The following is a 21467-nucleotide window of genomic DNA, read 5'->3' as shown; positions in this document are numbered from 1 at the left end:
TGGATCATACAGTATCCATAAAATTCTTCTCTGTTCTATTGAAAATAATGAGGCCAATAAGAAACAGTACTATTGCAAACACAATTGAGTAACCCAAATGCATATAATTCATGCTACCTGAACCCAGAAACATGAACCTAAACGTCTCAATAATAGGAGTCATTGGGTTGGCCAAAATAAAAGGCTTGTACTTAGCAGGTAAGCTAGATAGAGGATAGATGACCGGAGTAGCATACATAAGTAGCTGTACTCCGAAAGTAATCAAAAATTTCAGGTCTCTATATTTAGTTGTAAGGGCAGAAAGAATAAAACCAAAGCCAAGACCCAACAACATCATTATTACAATAAGTAGTGGAAACAAAAACAACTCTGGCTGTAGATTCAAACTAAACTGCCCGGTAATGACATAAAATGCATAAAAGCCAAAGAAAAGGAGCAACTGAATACCAAACATGGCCAAATTGGTAATCGTAATAGAAATGGGCATAATAGCCCTTGGAAAGTACACCTTCCCAAAAATCTGAGCGTTCTGGGTGAATGTATTAGAGGTTTTGTTCAGAGAGTCAGAAAAGTAACGCCAACATGTAACACCAGCCATGTAGAATAACATTTTTGGCAATCCATCAGTTGAGAGTCCTGCTACATTCCCAAAAATCAGCGTGTAGGTAAGTGTGGTTAAAATGGGCTGAATAAAATACCATAATGGGCCTAGTATTGTCTGCTTGTATTGGGCTACAAGATCTCTCCTGACAAATAAGAAGAGTAAGTCTTTGTATTGAGCTATTTCACGAAACTTTAGATCGAACCAGGCAGATCTTGGTTCAATTACAGTTTTTACTCTTTCCTGTCTCAACGTTTAAATCTCTTTAAAAAATTCCCTTTACTACTTTGGGTTTCCTCATCCGAATAGTAGCCTCCACCATAATTACCGTAGCCATAACCATAGCCATAGCCATAGCCATAACCGTAACCATAGCCGTAGCCATAACCGTAACCATAGCCATAGCCTCTGTTTACCTTAAAGTCATTGAGTAGTAAAGTGGCATTTTTCACAATACCTTTTTTGGTAATATCATTCAAAAATGGAAATACCTGTTTTACTGTATAGTTCTGGCGAACCACAAAAATATTGAGGTCGGCCAGATGAGTAAGGTTGAATGTGTCGGCTACGATACCCACCGGTGGTGTATCTATAATCACCTGTTCATAATGATCCTTTAGGTACTGGATCAGTTCCTTCATTTCATCTGAAATGAGCAACTCAGCGGGGTTAGGAGGCACAGGCCCGGCAGCTATTAAGTCTAGGTTTTCGTAAGCTGTCTTTTGAATAATCTTATCCCTATCTACAAAACCGGCCAAATAGTTGGAAACTCCAAAGTCGTTGGTCAATCCAAAATCGTCATAGAGTTTCGGCTTTCTCAAGTCCAAACCAATCAGTACGGTTTTTTTGCCTGAAACTGCCAACATGGAAGCTAGGTTGAGCGAACAAAAAGACTTGCCTTCACCGGAGGCATTGGAGGTTACTAAGACAGTCTGTATTTTTCGATCTCTTCCAAAAAACGCCATATTCGATCGAATGGCCCGAAAGGACTCAGACATAATCGATTTAGGATGCTTAAGCACTGCAAGGTTGCCCTCATACTTATTATGGCCAATCATACCAATTACCGGTATTGAGGTTAGCTTTTCGATCTGCTTTCTGAACTCTACCTTATCGTTCAATACTTCCCTTAGGAAAAAGAAAAGCAGTGGAAGCCCTAAGCCAACTCCCGCTCCAATAGCATAGTTAAATGGTTTATTGGGGTAAATAGCCTTTACATTAGAAACCGCCTTGTCAACAATTTGAGCATTGGATTCATTTCCAGCCTTGGCAATTCCAGCCTCAGCTCTTCTTTGTCTCAAGAACTGAAACATGCTCACATAAACATTATATATTCTTTGGAGATCTGTTAGTTTTCGCTGCTTCTCCGGATAATTCTCAAACTCCCTCTCAGCTACTTTAATATCTTTATCTATCTGTTTTAGTTCCTCATTGAAGCCTGATATTTGCACTTGAGCACTATTTCTAATCAGAGAGACTAAGCCGTCTATTTCATTAGAAATGTCCTTTACCATTTTATGTTTCGGAGCCAGAGTAATCAAAAGTTTGCTCCTGTCCACCAATAGCTTCTGCAAACGCTCAATGTAAGTGCCAAACATATCATCGCCAGTTACAGTGATCGGCACAAAAGCTTCTTCAAATTTCGTACTATCTGCCAAAAAATCGAGGTTCTGTTGAAGTTGCCGAATTGAGGCTAACACCTCTCCTTTTCTTCGTTCCAGTGAAAGCAACTGCGACTCTACCTTACTTCCGACATTATCTAAACTAAGGGTTTTTTCTTCCACTTTCACTCTATCCAACTTAGTTTCATAGATAGAAAGTGTGTCATCAAGAATCCTTAACTCACGATCTATATAGGATAGTGTTTTGTCAGCTAAATCGTCCTTTCGCTTAAGCTCCAAGCCTCTGTAGACGTCCATCACAGTATTAATAAAAGCTGCTGCCTTCTTTGGTTCACTGTGGGTAAGTTTTAACTCGGCTATAGTAGTAAAGGCTCGTAAATAGTCTACTTTCAATCGGCTATTCCACTCATTAACAAGGCTTTGCTTGTCGCGAAATTTAAAAGTATAGCTCTTATCTTTTAAATCGACCGTCCGGTTGAAGAATACCGTGAAACTGTATTCATCCGTACTTATAAGGCTATTAGGACGATACAATTCACTTTTCTCATGATTGTCGTTATCAGCAAATGTAAGTCTGAAACTATTGTTGTCAGTAAAGCTGATAAGAAACTCTTTGTTATAGACCTGTTTATGACCTTCTGTAGGAAATATGGTAAACGGAAGCGTATTATATTCTTCAATGGTTTTTATTCTTCCCTTTGAATAATATTCGATACCAAAATCGAGAGAATCTATAGCCGCAGCAGTAATATCTACACTCCGCAGTACCTCCAGCTCATTGAGAAAGTTAGGACTGAAGCCCCCACCTATAAAGTCGGTAAAGAATTGGGAGGCTATGTTTGGGTTCTCCTCAGGAATCATAATCGATCCTTTCAGCGCATACCGCTCGGTCGTATATCGGTGATATATAAATACCACCAGCAGACCTAGCAAACAGGATAGTACAATTACCGGCCAGTTCCTTATTACCTTTATAAGAATAAGTACAGGATCTATATTCCCTGAACTCCCGCCCGAACCTGTATTGCTTTCATCAAAAAAATCGAATTCGGATCCTGCCATTAGAATCTGGTCAATAAACTAATAATCAATGTTGTACTGGATATAACAGAAACAATTACTGAGAGGTTTTGTAAGGCACTGGTACCAACACCTAACTCACGAATTTTTAAAGGGGGAACATAAATCACATCATCCGGTTGAATAAACCAGTACTCGGTGGGAATGATAGCTCTTCCTGTTACATCAATCTCATGAATTCTAACACCATCCGGATAATCTCTCAATAAAATCACGTGTTCCCTATTGGCATTCAAGGTCAAATCGCCAGAAGTAGCAATGGCCTCCAGTAAGGTGAGCTCATAAACTCTTTCTACTCTACTACCAGGAGACCCCACCTCTCCATAAATTGTAAAGGGAATTCCTTGCAGCTTAACCCCAACCAGAATATCCATTACACCATCTTTCGTTCTAATTATATCTTCAATGCTGTACTTTAGTTCATCGGTAGTTAATCCTGCCGCCTTTATTCTACCTATACCGTTAATTTCTATTTCTCCGTTTTTATCGATATGATAACCAGTCATGTAAGGGTCATTGAGGATATTATTTCCATTATTGTTATTTCCCCCACCTAGCCCCATCATGGCTCTTCTCTGAAAAATCGGATAATAATCCTCAACAGCTTGGGTCTCTTTGGAAAAAAAGTTAATCAGAAGAATGTCGTTGGGTTGAAGACGGTAGTCAATTCTCTTTAGTTCAATCAATGTATCATTGGCCAAAGCAGGGTCGTCTTCCTTGTTCTGTAAGTACACAATTTTTTCATTGGGAATACAGCTACTTACCAGAAGCACCACAAAAAGAAAGCCCATTAGCTTTAGGGCTAAAGGGCTTTTTCTATTTCTTGTTTTCATTCAACGTCATTATTTGCTTGCTGACCCATTTCAAAGGCCGCTTTGGCCATGGTCAGAAAATCATTCATTTTATGCAGAGGGATCATGTTTGGCCCGTCACTTAAAGCTTTCTCCGGGTTGGGATGAGTCTCAATAAAGAACCCATCGACCCCCACTGCTCCGGCCGCTCTGGCTAAATAGGGAGCAAACTGCTTTTGCCCTCCTGAACTCCCTCCCATGCCTCCGGGTTGCTGCACACTATGGGTAACGTCAAAAACTACGGGAGCGTATTGTCTCATTACAGGAAGTGCCCTCATGTCTACCACCAAATTATGATAGCCAAAAGATACTCCTCTTTCAGTCAAAATAACCTTTTCGTTTCCTGTAGATTTCACCTTGTTTACTGCGTACTGCATATCTTCCGGTGCCATAAACTGTCCGCGTTTGATTTTCACCGTTTTACCGGTTTCACCAGCCGCTAAAAGCAGGTCTGTTTGGCGACATAAGTAAGCGGGAATTTGCAATGCTTGCGCCACGTCACTCACAGGTTTAGCCTGGTAAGACTCATGAATGTCAGTGACTATCGGCAACTGGAAATCACGCTTGATTTGGTCTAATACTCGTAGACCATCGTCTAACCCTACTCCTCGAAAGGATTTTGCCGAAGTACGATTAGCTTTATCAAACGATGCCTTAAAGATATACTGAATATCGAGCCTCAAGCAAATTTCCTTAAGGGTTTCTGCCACGCGCGCGCACACCTCATAAGACTCCACAGCGCATGGTCCGGCAAACAAAACCATCTTACCTGAGCCAACCGTAATACTGTCAGACAGTTGAAACCCTTCCTCAAATTTTTTCATCTTATGCTTTCAAGAGTTTGTTAATAATTTCTTCATACTTACCCTGACTCAACAATACCATATCGGCCAGTTCACGAAGAGCCCCTTCACCACCTTTTTTAGACAGTACCCAATGAACATGCTCCTTTACCTGCCAATGACCATCGGCCGGAGTACAGCTCAATCCACACCTACTCAAAATGGGTAAATCGTTAATATCGTCTCCAATATAGGCTATCTCACTATCGTGTAAATGAAGCTCCTTTTTCAAATCTTCATACACCGCCCCTTTATCCTTAACCCCGTGGTAATGCCTGTCTATCGATAACTCGTTACATCGGTTTCTGACTACTCTGGAATCGCGCCCGGTAATTACTACCGTTGCGATTTGGTACTGCTTCAGGTACTTGATAATCTGACCATCTTTCACATTGAAGTGCTTGGATTCCAAGCCATTGTTGTCGTAAATAATACTACCATTGGTTAGCACTCCGTCAACATCAAAGAAAATAGCTCTGATTTTTTTGGCCCTCTCGGTCAATTCTTTTGAAAAGTCTTTCATGTGTATCTGACAAAGGTAGAACGATTAGCAGAAAGCTCACAACAGAAACCTTCACTTCCACCAAACCCGGAAGACATCATGTTGGAACTTGTTCTCTTTCTATGTAGCTATTTGCATTAAAATCACCTTATATTCATAGCAAATTCATCGACAATGAAGCTTCTAAAATTCTTACTATCCTTTCTTTTGGCTTTGAGTGTATTCCTAGCACTAAACACTAAAATTGACCCTTTACCCCCTCTCGGTAAGTTCCTTTCGCCCAACCAAGGCATCTGGTTAAACGATGTTTCTGAAGATAACACAGAGGAGCTCAGTATTAAAGGCCTTTCAGCACCGGTGAAAGTACATTACGACAAACACCTCATCCCTCATGTCTTTGCTCAAAACAATTTAGACTTATACCGATCGCAAGGGTATATAACCGCGAAGCACAGGCTTTGGCAAATGGAGTTTCAAACGCATGCATCGGCCGGAAGACTCTCTGAAATTGTGGGTAGTGCGGCCCTGGATTATGACCGAAGTCAGCGAAGAAAGGGAATGCTCTTTGGAGCCGAAAAAGCCTTGGAAAACATGCAGAAAGATCCGGAAATTTTGGGGTACCTGAAGGCTTATCGCGATGGAATCAATAGCTATATAGAGTCTTTGTCACCCAGTAAATACCCGGTTGAGTATAAGCTTTTGGATTATGCTCCAGAGCCCTGGACACTCAAAAAAACAGCTCTACTGCTAATGTATATGACAGACATGCTGGCCGGATATGAGACTGACCTTGAGTTTACCAACTTTATCAACAACTATGGAAGAGAGCGTTTCGACTTTCTTTTCCCTGATTTTTTTGATGCAAATGACCCTGTAATACCAGCCGAAACAGATTGGAGTGATTGGGAAGTTACTGTGCCAGACACTCCTGAAGGAGATTTTCCAATGGATTATATTACTGATGTTTTGCATAAACCAAACCCGGATAATGGTAGTAACAACTGGGCGGTAGGGCCTGATAAATCTTATTCAGGTAATGCCATTTTGGCCAACGACCCTCACCTGCAGCTTAATCTTCCTTCCATTTGGTATGTAATGCAACTCGCTACCCCTGAGAAAAACACTTTTGGAGCTACCTTGCCCGGAGCCCTGGGCATTGTCATTGGTTTTAACAACCACATTTCCTGGGGAGTTACCAACGCCACACGTGATGTAAGAGATTGGTATAAAATAAAATTCAAAGACGAAAAAAGAGAGGAATACTGGCACGACAATCAATGGAAACCAACGACCAAAAGAGTAGAAGAGATTGTTATACGAGGAAGAGAGACCTTTTACGATACGGTTGTATACACTCACCATGGCCCCGTGAGTTATGACACCTCCTTTAAAGGCAATGGACAGAAAATGGGATATGCCATGCAATGGACAGGGCATTTGGGCGGAAATAATCAAAGAACTTTAATTGAGTTGAACGGAGCCAGAAACTACCATGAGTATGAAGCTGCTCTCGTTCATTTTGTAGCTCCGGCCCAAAATTTCGTCTTTTCTTCTAGAGATGGAGATATAGCCTTATGGATTCAGGGAAGGTTCCCTAATAAATGGAAGGGGCAGGGTAAATTCTTAATGGACGGAACCAATCCTGAGCATGATTGGCAGGGATGGATTCCACAGGCGCATAATGCACATGTAAAGAATCCGGAAAGAGGCTTTGTGAGCTCGGCCAACCAACACCCGGTAGACAAAAGTTATCCTTACTACGTATTCAACGATGGGTACGAAATGTACAGAAACCGGGTAATAAACGATTTCTTCAGGTCTAAAAAGAAATTTACCATTCAGGACTTTAAAGACCTGCACAACAACAACTACAATCTGAAAGCCGCAGAATTGCTTCCTCATATGCTAAAAGTAATGCCAACTGACGGTTTGTCTGAAGAAGAATTGGCTTATCTGAACGATGCCAAAGCATGGAACTTCTACAACAACACTGACTCTAAAGGTGCCAGTGTTTGGGAAGCCTGGTGGAGCAAACTCAACCGAATGGTCTGGGACGAGTTGAGGGCAGATACCCTGGCAATGGTTCCTCCCTTCACCTATCAAACCATTAACCTTTTGAAAAACTTTCCTGACGATCCATTTATGGACAGAGTAAACACCCCCGAAATAGAAACTGCCACCGATCTGTTTGTGGCTTCATTCAAAGAAGGAGTAAAGGAGCTAAACACCTGGAAAGAACGACTGGGTAATTACAATTGGGGTGATGTCAAAGCTACCTACGTAGGTCACCTGCTTCAGGCCTTACCGGCTTTCTCACGCTTCAACCTTCCCATTGGGGGTAACAGCGGAATTGTAAATGCTACATCAAGAAATCATGGCCCTTCCTGGCGAATGATAGTAGAAATGTCTGACCCTCCCAAAGCATTAGGAGTGTACCCGGGGGGGCAATCGGGCAACCCGGGCAGCAAATACTATGATGACCTGGTTGATATTTGGGCTGCTGGCGAATATCTGGAGCTCCAATTTATGCAATCTACCGAAAACCCTACCGGTGTTTTATTCACCCAAACGCTAAACCCAAAACAATGAAAAAGCTCACCAACTTTATACTCACCTTAGTATTAGGCATCACATTTTCCATGTTTCTACCCTGGTGGGCCGTTATGCTTGCAGGCTTCATTAGTGGTGCAATCGTTCGCCTACGAAAAGCAGCCGTCTTCTTTGTTCCCTTTCTGGCAATCGCCTTATTTTGGATAGTCAACGCCTGGTTGCTATCTAACCCGAACGACTTTATTCTGGCAAGAAAAATTGCGACACTATTCTTCCTGAATGGAAATGTGGTGCTCTTGCTTCTGATAACAGGCCTGTTGGGTGGTATAGCAGCAGGAGTGGCTGCAGTTTTTGGCAACCAATGCCGACTAATGATGGGCAAGGAAAACCGATGAATACAATAACTACCAATGTACACTTTGTAATAGACTTTGATAGCACCTTTACTCAGGTAGAAGCGCTCGATATTCTGGGAGAAATTGCCCTGACAGGACACCCTCAAAAAGTAGAAAGACTTCAAAAAATAAAAGAAGTCACTGATTTGGGCATGGCCGGAGAGTTATCGTTACGTGAGTCTTTAGAAGCCAGAATCCGTCTGCTCGATGCCAGAAGAGAACACCTGGACGAGCTGGTGACCCGGTTAAAAAAACTCGTTTCCAGGTCGGTAAGCAGAAACAAGCACTTTTTTGAACAATATGCCGACAGAACCTACATTGTCTCCAATGGTTTTAAAGAGTTCATAGTGCCGGTGGTAACCGGTTTAGGAATAAAAGCCGAGCACGTTTTTGCCAATGACTTTGTATTCGATGCATCAGGAAACATTACTGATTTCAACAGGCAAAATGTCCTTTCCTCCAATGGTGGTAAGGTAAAGCAAATTGAGCAGTTGCGCCTCGAAGGCGAAATTCATATGATTGGCGATGGCTATACTGACTATGAAGTTAAGAAAGCCGGTGTGGCCAAAAAGTTCTATGCCTTTACCGAGAATATAGAACGCGACCAGGTAAAAGCCTATGCCGATCATATAGCCCCTAGTTTTGACGAAATTCTTTTTGATAATAAAATGAGTGGAGCCCTTTCATACCCCAAAAACAGGATCAAAATGCTCCTGCTGGAAAATGTTCATCCCAATGCATTGGCCAAACTAAAAGCCGATGGTTTCTCTGTAGAAAGCTATCCGGCAGGCCTCGATGAAGATGAACTAGTTGAAAAAATTAAGGGAATCCATGTACTTGGTATACGCTCCAAAACACAGGTTACAGCCAAGGTGTTACAAGCGGCAGACAAGCTGATGGCCATTGGTGCCTTTTGCATTGGCACTAATCAAATCGATTTAGAAGCCGCCCTTGCCAAAGGTGTGGCCGTATTCAATGCTCCTTTTAGCAATACGCGGTCGGTAGTTGAGCTGGCCATAGCAGAAATCATTATGCTCATGCGGGGCATTCCCGATAAGTCAGCTGATATGCATCGGGGAAAATGGTCTAAAACAGCCAGCAACAGCTTTGAAATAAGGGGTAAAAAGCTGGGAATCATCGGTTATGGCAACATTGGCTCACAACTTTCGGTTTTAGCCGAAAACCTGGGAATGCAAGTACACTACTACGATATAGAAGAACGGTTGGCCCTGGGCAATGCTACCAAATGCGAAAGCCTTGAAGAACTATTGCAGCTGGCCGATGTAGTAACACTGCACATTGATGGAAGGCCGGAAAACACCGGCTTCTTTACCAAAGAGCACTTCGACCTCATGAAGAACGGGGTTATTTTCCTCAACCTGGCCAGGGGGCCGGTAGTGGATGTGCCCGCCTTAAAAGCTGCCATACAATCGGGCAAAATTAGGGGAACCGGTGTAGATGTGTTCCCGGAAGAACCCAAAAGCAATAATGATCCGTTTGAGTCGGAGTTAATTGGCCTACCTAACACGATTTTAACTCCACACATTGGCGGAAGCACCCTGGAAGCCCAGGAAAACATAGCGGATTTTGTTCCAAACAAAATCATGGATTATATCAACACCGGTAATACCGCGTTGAGTGTGAATTTCCCGAATATCACCCTACCGAAACTGAATAATGCACACCGATTGATTCACATTCACTCTAACAAACCGGGAGTGCTGGCCAAAATCAACAAAGTTCTGGCCGAACACGATGCCAACATTGATGGGCAATATCTCAAAACCAATGAAACTGTTGGGTATGTGATCACCGACATCAACAAGGCTTATGACAAGGACTTAATCACTGCGCTGAAGAAGATTGAGCACACCATTAAGTTCAGGGTACTATACTAGTCAAGCTCCGTAAGGGAGAGATCAGAAACAAGTCTCAAAGCGATGGAAGGGCTGTTTCCGGTTTGGGTCTAAAACTCAAAACCGTTTAAACCCAGGTGAGGTAGTTTCATTTCAGCATTGACTTGCCAAAGCGACAATGCGCTATTTAGATGCTCATTACTTCACCACCAGTCTCCCTCTTTGACTATTCAAACCGTTGGTTACGGTATAAAAATACATTCCTCTTGAAAGGCTTGGTATTCTAAAACTATAGCCTCTGGCCACAATTGGTTCGGTAAGAAGCACATGACCGGAACTATTGTAGAGCGTAAAAAAGGCTCGATGGGTCACCGGGTTATCACGAAGATAGACATTCAGGTCTCCCCCTGCTTCAACAGGATTAGGAAACACCGCAGCCGAAACTTTATTCAACCAATACGTGCTTAACTCTTCCGATCGAATTTGCTCTCCGTTTTCGAAATGAAGCTCAACCCTGTAACCATTATATCCATCAGCCGGACTATCATGAACAAAAGTTATGGTAGTTCCAAAATTCCCGGCTGCAACCACTCCTATTTCTTTCATTGGTTCCACCCCTTCTCTGTGTAAAAAACGTATTTGCTCAATGCCCGCCACAGTTCCCAAGGCCAACTCCAGCTCCACTCCTCCTCCTTCTTGCTGCTCCGTAATGAAAAAAGAATTCAAGTAGCATCCCGTTCCAAATTCATAGTTTACAGACAGGCTGGCCAAAGTTTTCTTACCGTTTTTTAGTACCGCACGAATCGAGAGGAACCGGGAGTTCAAACCACCCGATTGAAAAACCGCAGCCGTGTCGGTAGTGCTTAGCACAGTTTCCATGGAACCATTGTTCCAGTTAAGTACCTCATAGCTCATCGCTGCTGGCAATTGCTTCCAGGCTATGCGAGTAGAGTCCCCACAGAAATACCCGATACGAGGAACAGTGGTACGATGGACCACGAACTCATCCGAAAGGTATTCATTACCCTCCACAACCATTTTGAGTTGAGCAGTAGCCGTAGTATCCGGTGCACGCCATCGGAACAAACCCGCCCGAAGGTCTATGCCGGAAGCAATCTGTTGCCAGGTGTCTCCTTCATTAAGTGTAAGCCAGAGCTCACCACTGTGAGCAGCCAGCGTACTATTCCATCGTAGATAACCCGTGGTCTCACCGTTGTAAGGCACATGATCAGAACCCGTAGGATACACCCAATTGAACTGGTTGGCCGCCTTCCAATCGTAGGCAATAACATAGGGTTGATCTTCGCCCAAGTGATTAAAAGCCTCCACCCTCAAGGTATAGAAACCGGGCGAAGGGTTCAAAATTCGTATTTGTTCCACGGTATTGAGGCTATCCCGACCTGTTACGGCCTCATCGGAAAGATTGGATGGATTAGGATTTAAAACAAAAGGTTGCCAAACGTTACTCTGCACATCCAAAACTTTGAAATCCAAATCATGAACAATAGCCTTGTCACTATTCACCACAGCGGCAGGATCGGTCCAAACCAGTGTTGCCTTAAATTCACTAATGTTTGGCGGAATTTGGACCGTATGATTATTCACAACTCCATTTGACAACACTCCTGATATATACCGTTCTTCTTCAAGTGCTCTCATGGTTGTAAAAGCATTGAGGCTGCCAAATCCTGTTTTAAAATCGGGTCCTGGCGTAAACACATCATCAGCACCATTTATTAGCAAAGCCCTCAGCAAAGCGGCCGGAGCTGGTTCGTTATTTATCTGCTTATATTTTTGCTGCAATAGCACCGCTACACCAGAAGTCAGCGCGGCAGAATTGGACGAACCAAACATACTGTAAGCAACTAAATCGGGTTTAACTCTTCCATCATAGGTGGGGCCATTGCTCGAAAACAACACCGGACGATCAAGGGTATCTACAGCTCCCACCAGCAGGGTGTTCTTAGCCATTTTAAAATTACCCGATAAATTGGCATACCCGGTCAACCCGGCATAAGGCCCCTCGCTGCTTGTTTCCAAACCTAAGTTGCCCGATGAAAACACATGCAAAACAGGTGGTGTTTGCCAGGCATGCTCGTCATAGGCCGAAGCCAAAGCACCGTAAAAATTCTCAATGCGCGTACCGTAACTATGATTCTGAATTTGGATACCCCAATCATTAAAATACTCTGGATCATCGGGAAAGAGGTCTTGTGGAAAAGAAGAAGTAAGCGAAGCCTTGGAGGCCACACCTAAACCTAACACCGAAGTATTTCCGGTTCCGGCAATAATAGTGGCCATTTCTGTGGCATGGTTATCTGTATCTTCGGCCGTACGTGGTGTCGTCACACTTCGGCCCCAAAGGTCTAAATCGTTCGGGTCGAACCCATTTTCTTTAATAGAGACTAACTCATTTTGTCCTTTCAGATTGGGGTAGTGATGAAACAATTGCCTTACTCTGTTGGGCACAAGGTTCAAATCTAACACCTTGCTCTCCCATATCGGAAAGAGCTGCTCATTGCCCACATAATGTACTTCGGGCCATTGGAGAATATGTTGCAGCTGCTCCGATGTCAGCCTTACAATAAATGCAGAGTGGTTAGTCAACCGGTAATCTATCTCTTCTGCATCAAGTCGTTCTCTTAATACTTCGGTTCTAAGCCCCTTTACCACATATGTGCCCATAGTATTTTCCAGAGCAACATTGGCCGAGAGTTTCCAGGAATTGCCAACCTTCCACACCGATTGAACGGTTGATGGGTCGATAGCCTTAGCCGCTAAGCCATCGATAATAAACCATCCGTTGGCAAGTGGGCGAAGTATCTTAAGCCCATGTAAGGAAGCATGTGAATTAGTCTGAATAGCATAAAAATCATCAGGTCGAGCCTTCACTTCCTTTAGCACTGTTTCTCTTTCAAAAAAGGAATATGCAGTGTTAACCTGAGCTAAAACCAACTCTGAATTCCCCCAAAAGAATACGGCAATTAATGCACAGAGTAATCGATTAGCTACAGTCTTCAAGCTAATTTAATTTATTAATGATATTGCTAAATAACCTCTTGATATGTTAATACACAAATTAAATAGTTTAAATACATTTTTCAGCAATTCACACTAAAGTACAAGCATAATACATTAATTAGTTTTATTTTTTAATATATTTTATTAACATTAATTGTTGATTATTTACAACTCAACCTTAACATTTATTATTAACTAAACATCACTTACAATGCAAAAAGTAAAACTATCATTGCTTAGTGCCTTTAGCGCACTTTTGATCATGATCTTTGCTGTCTCTTGTACCGAAGATCAAGATCCAACAGAGCTCCAACAGGAGGAAATAAGCGAAACCGTTAAAAACCAATTTACCGAGTTGGGTTTTGACGTAAGCGACATCAGAATGTCAAAGAGTTCTGAGGTTCTGGATCCTGCTTATGAAGCCGGCAATTATGTGCTTGAAAATGACATCATCATTACTCCGGAAAACCTGGAGAAAATGCTGAAAAGTAAAATTGAGCACGTAGGAGCGGTTGGTGAGCAGTACCGAACCACCAACCTGGTAAATGCCCCCCGCACTATTAATGTTATTGGCTACACCGGTGGCAGCAACGCCCTGGACAATACCATGAGAACTGCCTTGCAGTGGGCCATTAACAATTATAACGCCCTGAATACCGGTCTTACATTTACACTAACTTTTGGCACCAACTATCAGCCATACGATATAGTAGTGTACCGTGTAAGCGGTGGCGGTGGCGGGTCTGCCGGGTTCCCTAGTGGTGGCAACCCCTACAAGTATGTTCAAATTCAGTCGGGTACAAGTAGCTTTGGTACAAATGTAACTGAGCACGTAATTACCCATGAAATCGGACACTGCCTTGGCCTTAGACACACCGACTACTTCAACCGGTCGCTCTCTTGTGGCACCGGAGGAAATGAAGGTTCTGGAGGTGTAGGTGCCATCCACATCCCTGGTACTCCTACCGGATTCGACCCCAACTCCATTATGCTATCATGCTTTAGCTCTAATGAAGATGGTGAATTCGGGCAGTATGACATTGCTGCTTTGGAATACCTGTACTAATTATTTGATTTCATAGTCTGTAAATAATCAACACAAAGGAGGCCAATCGAGAGGCTTTGAGTTAAATAACACCTTCATAACCCTGATGTTATTTAATCCGGCTTCGTTGATGGCCTCTTTTATTTTTACCACCTCATCCACAAACCCTCCCACATTATAATAATTCACCCAGCCCCGCTGCCTACATTTCGCATTGCACGAGTCAGGAAATAGCCTTACTTTTTCATCTTCAATCTTAAACCTATGAAGACATTAATGAGAAGAGTAGCAGGAGCCCTCCTACTACTGACAATACTCGTATTACAAGCCTGTAACAGTGGCGAAAAGGCCGATTCAATTTTCTACAATGGAACAATCTATACGGTAGATGACAGCAACCCACAAGTAGAAGCTGTGGCCGTAAAGAACGGCATGATAATGGCCACCGGCTCCAAAGCTGAAATAATAAAACTACAGGGTGATGACACGGAAATGGTAGACCTGCAGGGACAAACCATGACACCCGGTTTTATAGAGTCGCATGCCCACATGATGGGCGTAGGCTACAACAAGCTGGAACTGGACCTGATGTATGTAAAAACCTATGACGAATTGGTTGAAAAAGTAGCTGAGGCGGTTGAAAAAGCTCAACCCGGTGATTGGATTACCGGAAGGGGTTGGCACCAGGATAAGTGGATAGAGAAGCCCGACCACATGGTTAAAGGCTTCCAGACTCATGACAAACTTTCAGAAGTAAGCCCTAACAATCCGGTGTGGCTGAGACATGCCAGCGGCCATGCTGCCTTTGCCAATGCCAAAGCCATGGAACTGGCGGGCGTGAATAACCTGAGCATTGAGAGCCTGCAGGGAGAAGTAGAAGGAGGAGAAATTATTAAAGATGAACTAGGCAACCCTACCGGAGTATTTACCGAACGGGCTGCGTCTATAGTAGGCAAACTCGTTCCGGCAGAAACAGAAGAAAGAGCCGAACAAGCGCTCCAAATGGCTATCGATGAATGCCTGAGACTTGGAATTACCAGTTTTCACGATGCCGGCTCCGGCCAGGATTTCATAGACCGATTGCAGCGATTCAAAGATCAGGGCAAGCTCAAGGTAAGAATGTATACCATGCTCACAGGCCGATCGCCACAACTCCTGGAAGAGTGGTACAAAAAAGGCCCGATGATAGACCCCGATCATTTGCACACCGTGAGGTCCATTAAACTGAATTGCGATGGTGCCCTTGGCCCTAGAGGAGCATGGTTGCTCGAAGAGTATACCGACAGACCCGGCCACTACGGCCATGAAACCCTCCCCATGGAAACCGTAACCGAAGTGTCTGAAAAAGCTCTTGCTTCCGGCTTTCAAGTATGCTCTCACGCCATTGGCGACCGTGCCAATAGAGAAATACTCGATCGCTACGAGGCAGCATTCAATAAATACCCCAACATTGACCGAAGAGCTCAGCGCTTTAGAATAGAGCATGCCCAGCACCTTAGTGAAGAAGACATTGCCCGCTTTGGAGAAATGAATATTGTAGCCGCCATGCAGGCCATTCATATGAGTTCAGACAGGCCTTGGGCCATTGACAGGCTCGGTGAAGAACGCATTGTTGAAGGCGCCTATGTATGGCAAAAACTAATGCAAAGCGGTGCTGTAGTTTGTAATGGTACTGATGCTCCCGTAGAGCCTCTGGATCCGCTACCGTCATTTTATGCTTCCATTTCAAGAAAAACTCTCGAAGGTTTTCCTGAAGAAGGCTTTGAAGCCGACCAGGCTATGACCCGGGCGCAGGCTCTTAAATCATACACTTTAGATGGTGCCTATGCAGAGTTCGAAGAAGACTTCAAAGGCTCTATTGAAGTTGGAAAAGCAGCAGACTTTACCATCTTCAACAAAAACATTATGACTATTCCTGAGCAAGAGATTCTCAAAACCAAAGTAAGCATGACTGTGGTGGGAGGAGAAATAGTTTACAAGGCAGACTAATCGGCCTCCAAAAACGTAAAAAAATTCCCGCTATTCATGGAAAACTGTGAGTAGCGGGTTTTTTATGCCCCTCTGGCTTTTGATGCGCACTTTGGCTTGGGTATTTAGGCCTTGTTTCCGAGCTTTAGTGCACACATATGGAAGAGCTACTCCTCACTCATTACCAGATTCAGGTCAAAACCATTGAAGAACTGGAAGGCTACATAAGCCACAATTATAGAGTTATTGGCCACGAGGCCAACTACGTGTTAAAAGTATATCCCAACACCCCGAGAGTTAAGGAAGAGGTGCTGGGTGAAATTGCGCTCGTTCGTCAGCTAGACCATTTGAATAGCCGACAAATTTCAACCACCATCCCCAACACAAACCATGAGCTTTTAAGCACCGTTTCGCTCAACGGAAAAGAATGCCTCCTTCAACTCATGAGTTATATTGAGGGAACATTTTTGGCGGAAACCACACATACTCCTCAGCTGTTTGAAAGCTTTGGGCAGTTCCTGGGCCATATGGACCAACGACTCATTAATTTTGAAAATAGTGCCATAGCTAGTCGTAGACTCGTTTGGAACCTTGATAATTTTGAGTTGGCAACCCCTCTCGCACAATACATCGCCCCTCCCTCTAAAAAGAAGTTGGTTGACCATTACATTATTGAGTGGCGCCAACACGTTGCCCACAAACTCCCCCATCTCAGGCACAGTATTATTTACAATGACGCCAACGACTGGAATGTATTGGTCCACGATTCGGCATTTGGAATCATCGATTTTGGTGATGCCTCCTACTCAGCCCTTATCAACGAAGTAGCCATTGCCTGCACCTATGCTCTCATGAATAAGGAAGAGCCCCTAAAGTGGGCTTCATATCTGGTTAAGGGCTACCACAGTGTGATGCCACTGCAAGAAGAAGAATTAAACCTACTATATTATCTAATAGCCGGTCGATTGGTTACCAGTGTGTGCAAGTCGGCCGAACAGGCCAAAGCACAGCCGCATAATACTTACATTCAAATTAGTGAAGAAGGAGCCTGGAAGCTTTTAGAGAAATGGATAACCATTGGACCTGTCCTTGCCGAAAACACTTTTCGCGAGGCCTGTTCGTATTCTCCGAAAGGCCCCCCTCCCCTTGAAAACCAGATAAACAATCGTCATAAATTCATTAGCAAGGGACTCTCCATTAGTTACAATACACCTATTCATATGGAGTCGGCCATATTTCAATACATGTTCGATAGGCATGGAAACCGGTTTTTAGATGCCTATAACAATATACCGCATGTAGGCCACCAACACCCAAAAGTTGTAGAAGCTGCGCAACGTCAAATCGCAAAACTCAATACAAACACCCGGTACTTGTACGATGCACTCCCCCAATATGCAGAAAAGCTCTTAAGCAAATTTCCGGACCACCTCAACCGTGTATTTTTTGTAAACTCCGGAAGCGCAGCCAGTGACCTTGCTATTCGGCTGGCCCAAAACTTCACCTCCCGAACGAACATTGGGGTAGTGCAACACGGCTATCATGGCAACACTCGCACAGGCATTCAAATAAGCCCCTACAAATACATGGGAAAAGGAGGAACCGGGCGTGCAGAAAATATTGTCGAAGCCGAACTCCCCGACTCCTACAGGGGACGTTACAGAGGAGCAAGCGCTGGAGAAGATTATGCACAAGACTATATTAACCTTTTGAGCCAGGGTGAACCTCTGGCGGCTTTCATTGCCGAACCTATTGTGGGTTGCGGAGGCCAGGTGCCTTTGGCCAATGGCTTTCTGAGAAAACTCGTCCCTCATCTACGAAACAGTGGAAGCCTATACATAAGCGATGAGGTTCAAACCGGTTTTGGCCGCATGGGCAGCCACTATTGGGGCTTCCAAATGCATGAGGTTTCTCCGGACATTGTGGTACTGGGCAAGCCTATTGGCAACGGCCACCCCATGGCAGCCGTGGTTTGTACTCAGCCCATAGCCGATGCTTTCGATAACGGCATGGAATTTTTCTCATCCTTCGGAGGAAACCCCGTTTCATGCGAAATAGGATTGGCCGTACTCGAAACCATCGAAGAGGAAGGCTTACAGAAAAATGCCTTAGAGGTTGGCAATTATAAAAAGGATCTATTTACTACCCTGGCAAAACAGTTTCCTCAAATTGGTGACATTAGGGGTTCAGGACTGTTTCTGGGCTTAGAGATTATTGCCGATGATGACCTGACACCTCACACTCAACTGGCCTCAGTTATTAAGAACGAATTGAGAAACAGGCACATTCTGGTAAGTACAGATGGTCCTCACGACAATGTCATTAAATCGAAACCTCCTATGTGCTTTAACAAGACCAATGCAGAAGAGCTTGTGTCGGCTATGCACGAAATTCTAACCAGAAACACCTAAAATAAAAAGCCGCTTCAAAAGCGGCTTTTTATTTTACCCATAAGAACTCAGAGGTCTTTTCGAACCTCTATTAAAGACAAGATTTGGGCTATCCTTTAAACTCGCAACAGTCCACTGTTATCCTGCACTAAGTACGAGGTCCCGAAAAATCGGGATGAGGCCTTGTTTTGAGAGGGATTCACCCGGTATTTGAGTTAGAATTGTAAAGTTCGAAAACTGGTCTAAGCTCAAATGGGTATTTCTTTTTTCCCCGTTAATAATACAAACTTATGAAGCCTTTGGTTTCAAGAAAAAAGAAAAGCACCTTATTTCAGCCAGACATTCATAAAGTACACCATCTTACGTTTTCCAGCCACTTTTTAGTAGCTTGCAGGTTTAGACACGACTCGACTATTGGCACCAAATAAAGACAACATTCTCTCGCGGGACTTCATCCTGCATTTTGTTTCGTATTTCTTAATGGCCTCGGCCTTTTACTTTTTACTCCCTACCCTACCCATTTATGCCGTAAACGCACTCGATGCTAACAAAAATCAGGTGGGCTATATAATTGGCGTTTATGCACTGGCCGCCTTGTTGGTAAGGCCATTTTGTGGCTATGTACTCGATGCCTACGGCCGCAGATCGGTTTACCTTTGGGCTTTGTTGTTTTTTACTATTCTTACGGCCGCCTATCATCTGGCTTCGACCTTTTTCATTCTACTCATCATTCGGGTGTTTCATGGTATCGCCTGGGGAACTATTACCACAGGAGGGAGCACCATTGCGGCCGACCTTATACCTGAGTCGAGGCGCGGAGAAGGCATTGGATACTTTGGCCTGGCTATGACCTTCGCTATTGCCTTAGCTCCCTACGGAGGCGACCAGATTATGGGCCAAAATAACTTCGTAAACCTTTTTAGCATTTCTGCCATTGTAGCCCTGGCCGCTTTGGTATTGGCTCTGGTAGTAAAAGTGCCAAAAATCAAAACCGGAGAAACAAAAATTCAGCTCTCCAAAATGTTCGACAAGCGAGTAAATCGCATTGCAGTAGTCATGTTTACAGGGGCTTTCCCTTTTGCGGCTATTATTTCATTTATACGCATATACAGCGATGAACTGCAAATTAATCAAGGGGCTCTGTTCTTTATTTTTATGGCCATAGGCGTGGCGATTGTAAGGCTTATTGTTGGCAAAATTATGGACCGAAGAGGCCCTTCTGCTTTGGTAGCTACAGGCCTGCTAGTGACTGTAGCAGGGCTCATTTGGTTGCGTTATATCGATAGCTTTTGGCCACTGATGGCTGTGGGTGTATTAGTTGGCTTTGGCAATGGCATCATAATGCCTACGGTACAAACCATGGCGCTCAATATGGTTCCTATGGAGCGCAGAGGAGCCGCCAATGCTACCTTCTTTTCAGCCGTAGACCTGGGCATTGGAGCCGGCTCAATTGCTCTTGGCTATGTAGCCGAATATTGTGGAATAGGCATGATGTTTTTTATCTGTGGAGTGATACTTTTGTTCCCGTTGGTGTTCTATTTTCTCTTTGTAAGAAAACACTATCATCAACATGTTGAGGAACTAAAAGCCGCAGAAAACAATGCCTAAAAAAATATTCTTTACCCCCGGCCCGTCTGCTCTATATTTCACGGTAGAAGAACACCTAAAAGCCGCTCTTAAAGAGCAGGTTATGGAAATCAATCACCGTAGCGCTCAGGCCGAAGCCTACTACCGGCAAACCGAAGAAAACCTTAAAGCCCTCATGAATATTCCGGCCGACTACCGTGTGCTTTTCCTCAGTTCGGCTACAGAAATTTGGGAGCGTCAGCTCCAAAACTTCGTCACCCAAAAGTCTTTTCACTATTGCTATGGTGCCTTTTCCAATCGCTTTTATGATTTTGCTACCGACTGGAAACTGAGTCCGGAAAAGGCCGAAGCCCCGTTTGGCCAATTGCCGGATACCAATCCGGACCTTATTCCTTCAGATACTGAACTGATTACTATGGCCCTCAATGAGACCTCCACCGGGGTGGCCTTTCCTACGGAAAGTATTTATACCATTCGTCAAAAGCATAAAGAAGCCCTTATAGCTGTCGATGGTGTTTCGGCCCTCCCCGTAACGGATCTGAATTTCTCCATGGTGGACAGCGTCTATTTTTCTGTACAAAAATGCTTTGGGTTGCCTGCAGGTCTGGGCGTATGGATTGTGAGCCCCAGGGCAATAGAGGCTGCCAAAAGTAAGCTACAAAGTGGTCAGAGCATAGGCAGTTACATGGCACTCCCAAATCTGGTGAAGAATGCGGAAAAAGGACAAACCACTTATACAGCCAATGTATTGGGTATATACCTTTTAGGCCGAGTTGCCGGAGATATGTTAGAAAAAGGCATTGATACCATCAGGCACGAAGCGCGCTACAAGTCGGCCTTATTGTACCATACCCTGGAGCAACACCCTGAGCTTACTCCGTTTGTCAGTGAAAAACACCTGAGGTCTCAAACGGTGGCTGTAGCCAATACTTCAGGAAGCTCTAGCGTGATTATTGATGCCCTAAAAGCCAAAGGTTTGGTCATCGGCAATGGCTATGGCCAATACAAAGGAAAACAAATCCGCATTGCATCATTTCCAACACATTCTAAAGAGCAAATAGAGCTTTTGGCAGACCTTATCAATCAATTATGAGGCAAGGGTCAGTGAAGAAAACCAAGAATATTATTTCTATATTTATTCGCCTTGCATATTCACC

At 43.8% G+C, this 21467-nt stretch carries 14 protein-coding genes; 8 read left to right on the top strand and 6 right to left on the bottom strand.

Features of this window, described 5'->3' with window-relative positions; translation table 11 throughout:
* Positions 1 to 4: 4 nt before the first annotated feature.
* The 5 genes from IE164_RS12820 to IE164_RS12800 are packed head-to-tail and all read right to left on the bottom strand — an operon-like array spanning position 5 to position 5519.
* A complete protein-coding gene (locus IE164_RS12820) occupies positions 5 to 853 on the bottom strand; it encodes an ABC transporter permease (protein ID WP_189630628.1) in 849 nt (282 codons plus the stop codon).
* Positions 850 to 3285 carry a polysaccharide biosynthesis tyrosine autokinase gene (locus tag IE164_RS12815; protein ID WP_189630627.1) on the bottom strand — a complete coding sequence of 812 codons (2436 nt, stop codon included), beginning with the start codon at positions 3283 to 3285 and terminating at the stop codon, positions 850 to 852. Before IE164_RS12815 ends, IE164_RS12820 begins: the two co-directional genes overlap by 4 nt.
* Entirely contained in the window at positions 3285 to 4136 is an 852-nt protein-coding gene (locus IE164_RS12810) for a polysaccharide biosynthesis/export family protein (protein WP_189630626.1), read from the bottom strand. Before IE164_RS12810 ends, IE164_RS12815 begins: the two co-directional genes overlap by 1 nt.
* Complete coding sequence (kdsA, locus tag IE164_RS12805) at positions 4133 to 4978, bottom strand: 3-deoxy-8-phosphooctulonate synthase (protein WP_189630625.1); 846 nt, start codon at positions 4976 to 4978, stop codon at positions 4133 to 4135. The genes IE164_RS12810 and kdsA overlap by 4 nt, the downstream gene beginning before the upstream one ends.
* A gap of 1 nt (position 4979) precedes the next feature.
* A complete protein-coding gene (locus IE164_RS12800; protein WP_189630624.1) occupies positions 4980 to 5519 on the bottom strand; it encodes a KdsC family phosphatase in 540 nt (179 codons plus the stop codon).
* A 153-nt stretch (positions 5520 to 5672) separates the two neighbouring features.
* On the opposite strand from IE164_RS12800, the gene IE164_RS12795 reads away from it, so the two are divergent.
* From IE164_RS12795 to serA, 3 genes are read left to right on the top strand one after another with little or no spacing between them, the layout of a single operon-like run.
* The gene (locus IE164_RS12795; protein WP_189630623.1) at positions 5673 to 8087 is read left to right on the top strand and encodes a penicillin acylase family protein; all 2415 of its coding nucleotides are present in this window, start codon (positions 5673 to 5675) and stop codon (positions 8085 to 8087) included.
* Positions 8084 to 8443, top strand: a complete 360-nt coding sequence (locus tag IE164_RS12790; protein ID WP_189630622.1) for a hypothetical protein — start codon at positions 8084 to 8086, stop codon at positions 8441 to 8443. Before IE164_RS12795 ends, IE164_RS12790 begins: the two co-directional genes overlap by 4 nt.
* Positions 8444 to 8448: 5 nt before the next feature.
* Complete coding sequence (serA, locus tag IE164_RS12785; protein WP_189630821.1) at positions 8449 to 10341, top strand: phosphoglycerate dehydrogenase; 1893 nt, start codon at positions 8449 to 8451, stop codon at positions 10339 to 10341.
* A 156-nt stretch (positions 10342 to 10497) separates the two neighbouring features.
* Here the strand turns inward: serA and IE164_RS12780 are convergent, their stop codons facing one another.
* Complete coding sequence (locus IE164_RS12780; RefSeq protein WP_189630621.1) at positions 10498 to 13320, bottom strand: S8 family peptidase; 2823 nt, start codon at positions 13318 to 13320, stop codon at positions 10498 to 10500.
* 211 nt (positions 13321 to 13531) lie between these two features.
* Here IE164_RS12780 and IE164_RS12775 point away from each other — a divergent pair, with 211 nt between their 5' ends.
* The 5 genes from IE164_RS12775 to IE164_RS12755 all read left to right on the top strand — a co-directional run bounded on the left by IE164_RS12775 (position 13532) and on the right by IE164_RS12755 (position 21403).
* Positions 13532 to 14386, top strand: coding sequence for a M57 family metalloprotease (locus tag IE164_RS12775; protein WP_189630620.1), 855 nt, complete (start codon positions 13532 to 13534; stop codon positions 14384 to 14386).
* 243 nt (positions 14387 to 14629) lie between these two features.
* A complete protein-coding gene (locus IE164_RS12770; RefSeq protein ID WP_229838670.1) occupies positions 14630 to 16354 on the top strand; it encodes an amidohydrolase in 1725 nt (574 codons plus the stop codon).
* Between the two features lie 137 nt (positions 16355 to 16491).
* Positions 16492 to 18744, top strand: coding sequence for an aminotransferase class III-fold pyridoxal phosphate-dependent enzyme (locus tag IE164_RS12765; protein ID WP_189630619.1), 2253 nt, complete (start codon positions 16492 to 16494; stop codon positions 18742 to 18744).
* A 393-nt stretch (positions 18745 to 19137) separates the two neighbouring features.
* Positions 19138 to 20331 (top strand): MFS transporter, encoded by a 1194-nt coding sequence (locus tag IE164_RS12760; RefSeq protein WP_189630618.1) that lies wholly within the window; start codon positions 19138 to 19140, stop codon positions 20329 to 20331.
* Positions 20324 to 21403 carry an aminotransferase class V-fold PLP-dependent enzyme gene (locus IE164_RS12755; protein ID WP_189630617.1) on the top strand — a complete coding sequence of 360 codons (1080 nt, stop codon included), beginning with the start codon at positions 20324 to 20326 and terminating at the stop codon, positions 21401 to 21403. The genes IE164_RS12760 and IE164_RS12755 overlap by 8 nt, the downstream gene beginning before the upstream one ends.
* Positions 21404 to 21467: the final 64 nt, after the last annotated feature.

It is taken from the genome of Roseivirga thermotolerans (assembly GCF_014653175.1).
GTDB lineage: Bacteria > Bacteroidota > Bacteroidia > Cytophagales > Cyclobacteriaceae > Roseivirga > Roseivirga thermotolerans.
The sequence above is the reverse complement of the archived record's forward strand: the minus strand, read 5'-3'. Positions and strand labels throughout refer to the sequence as shown.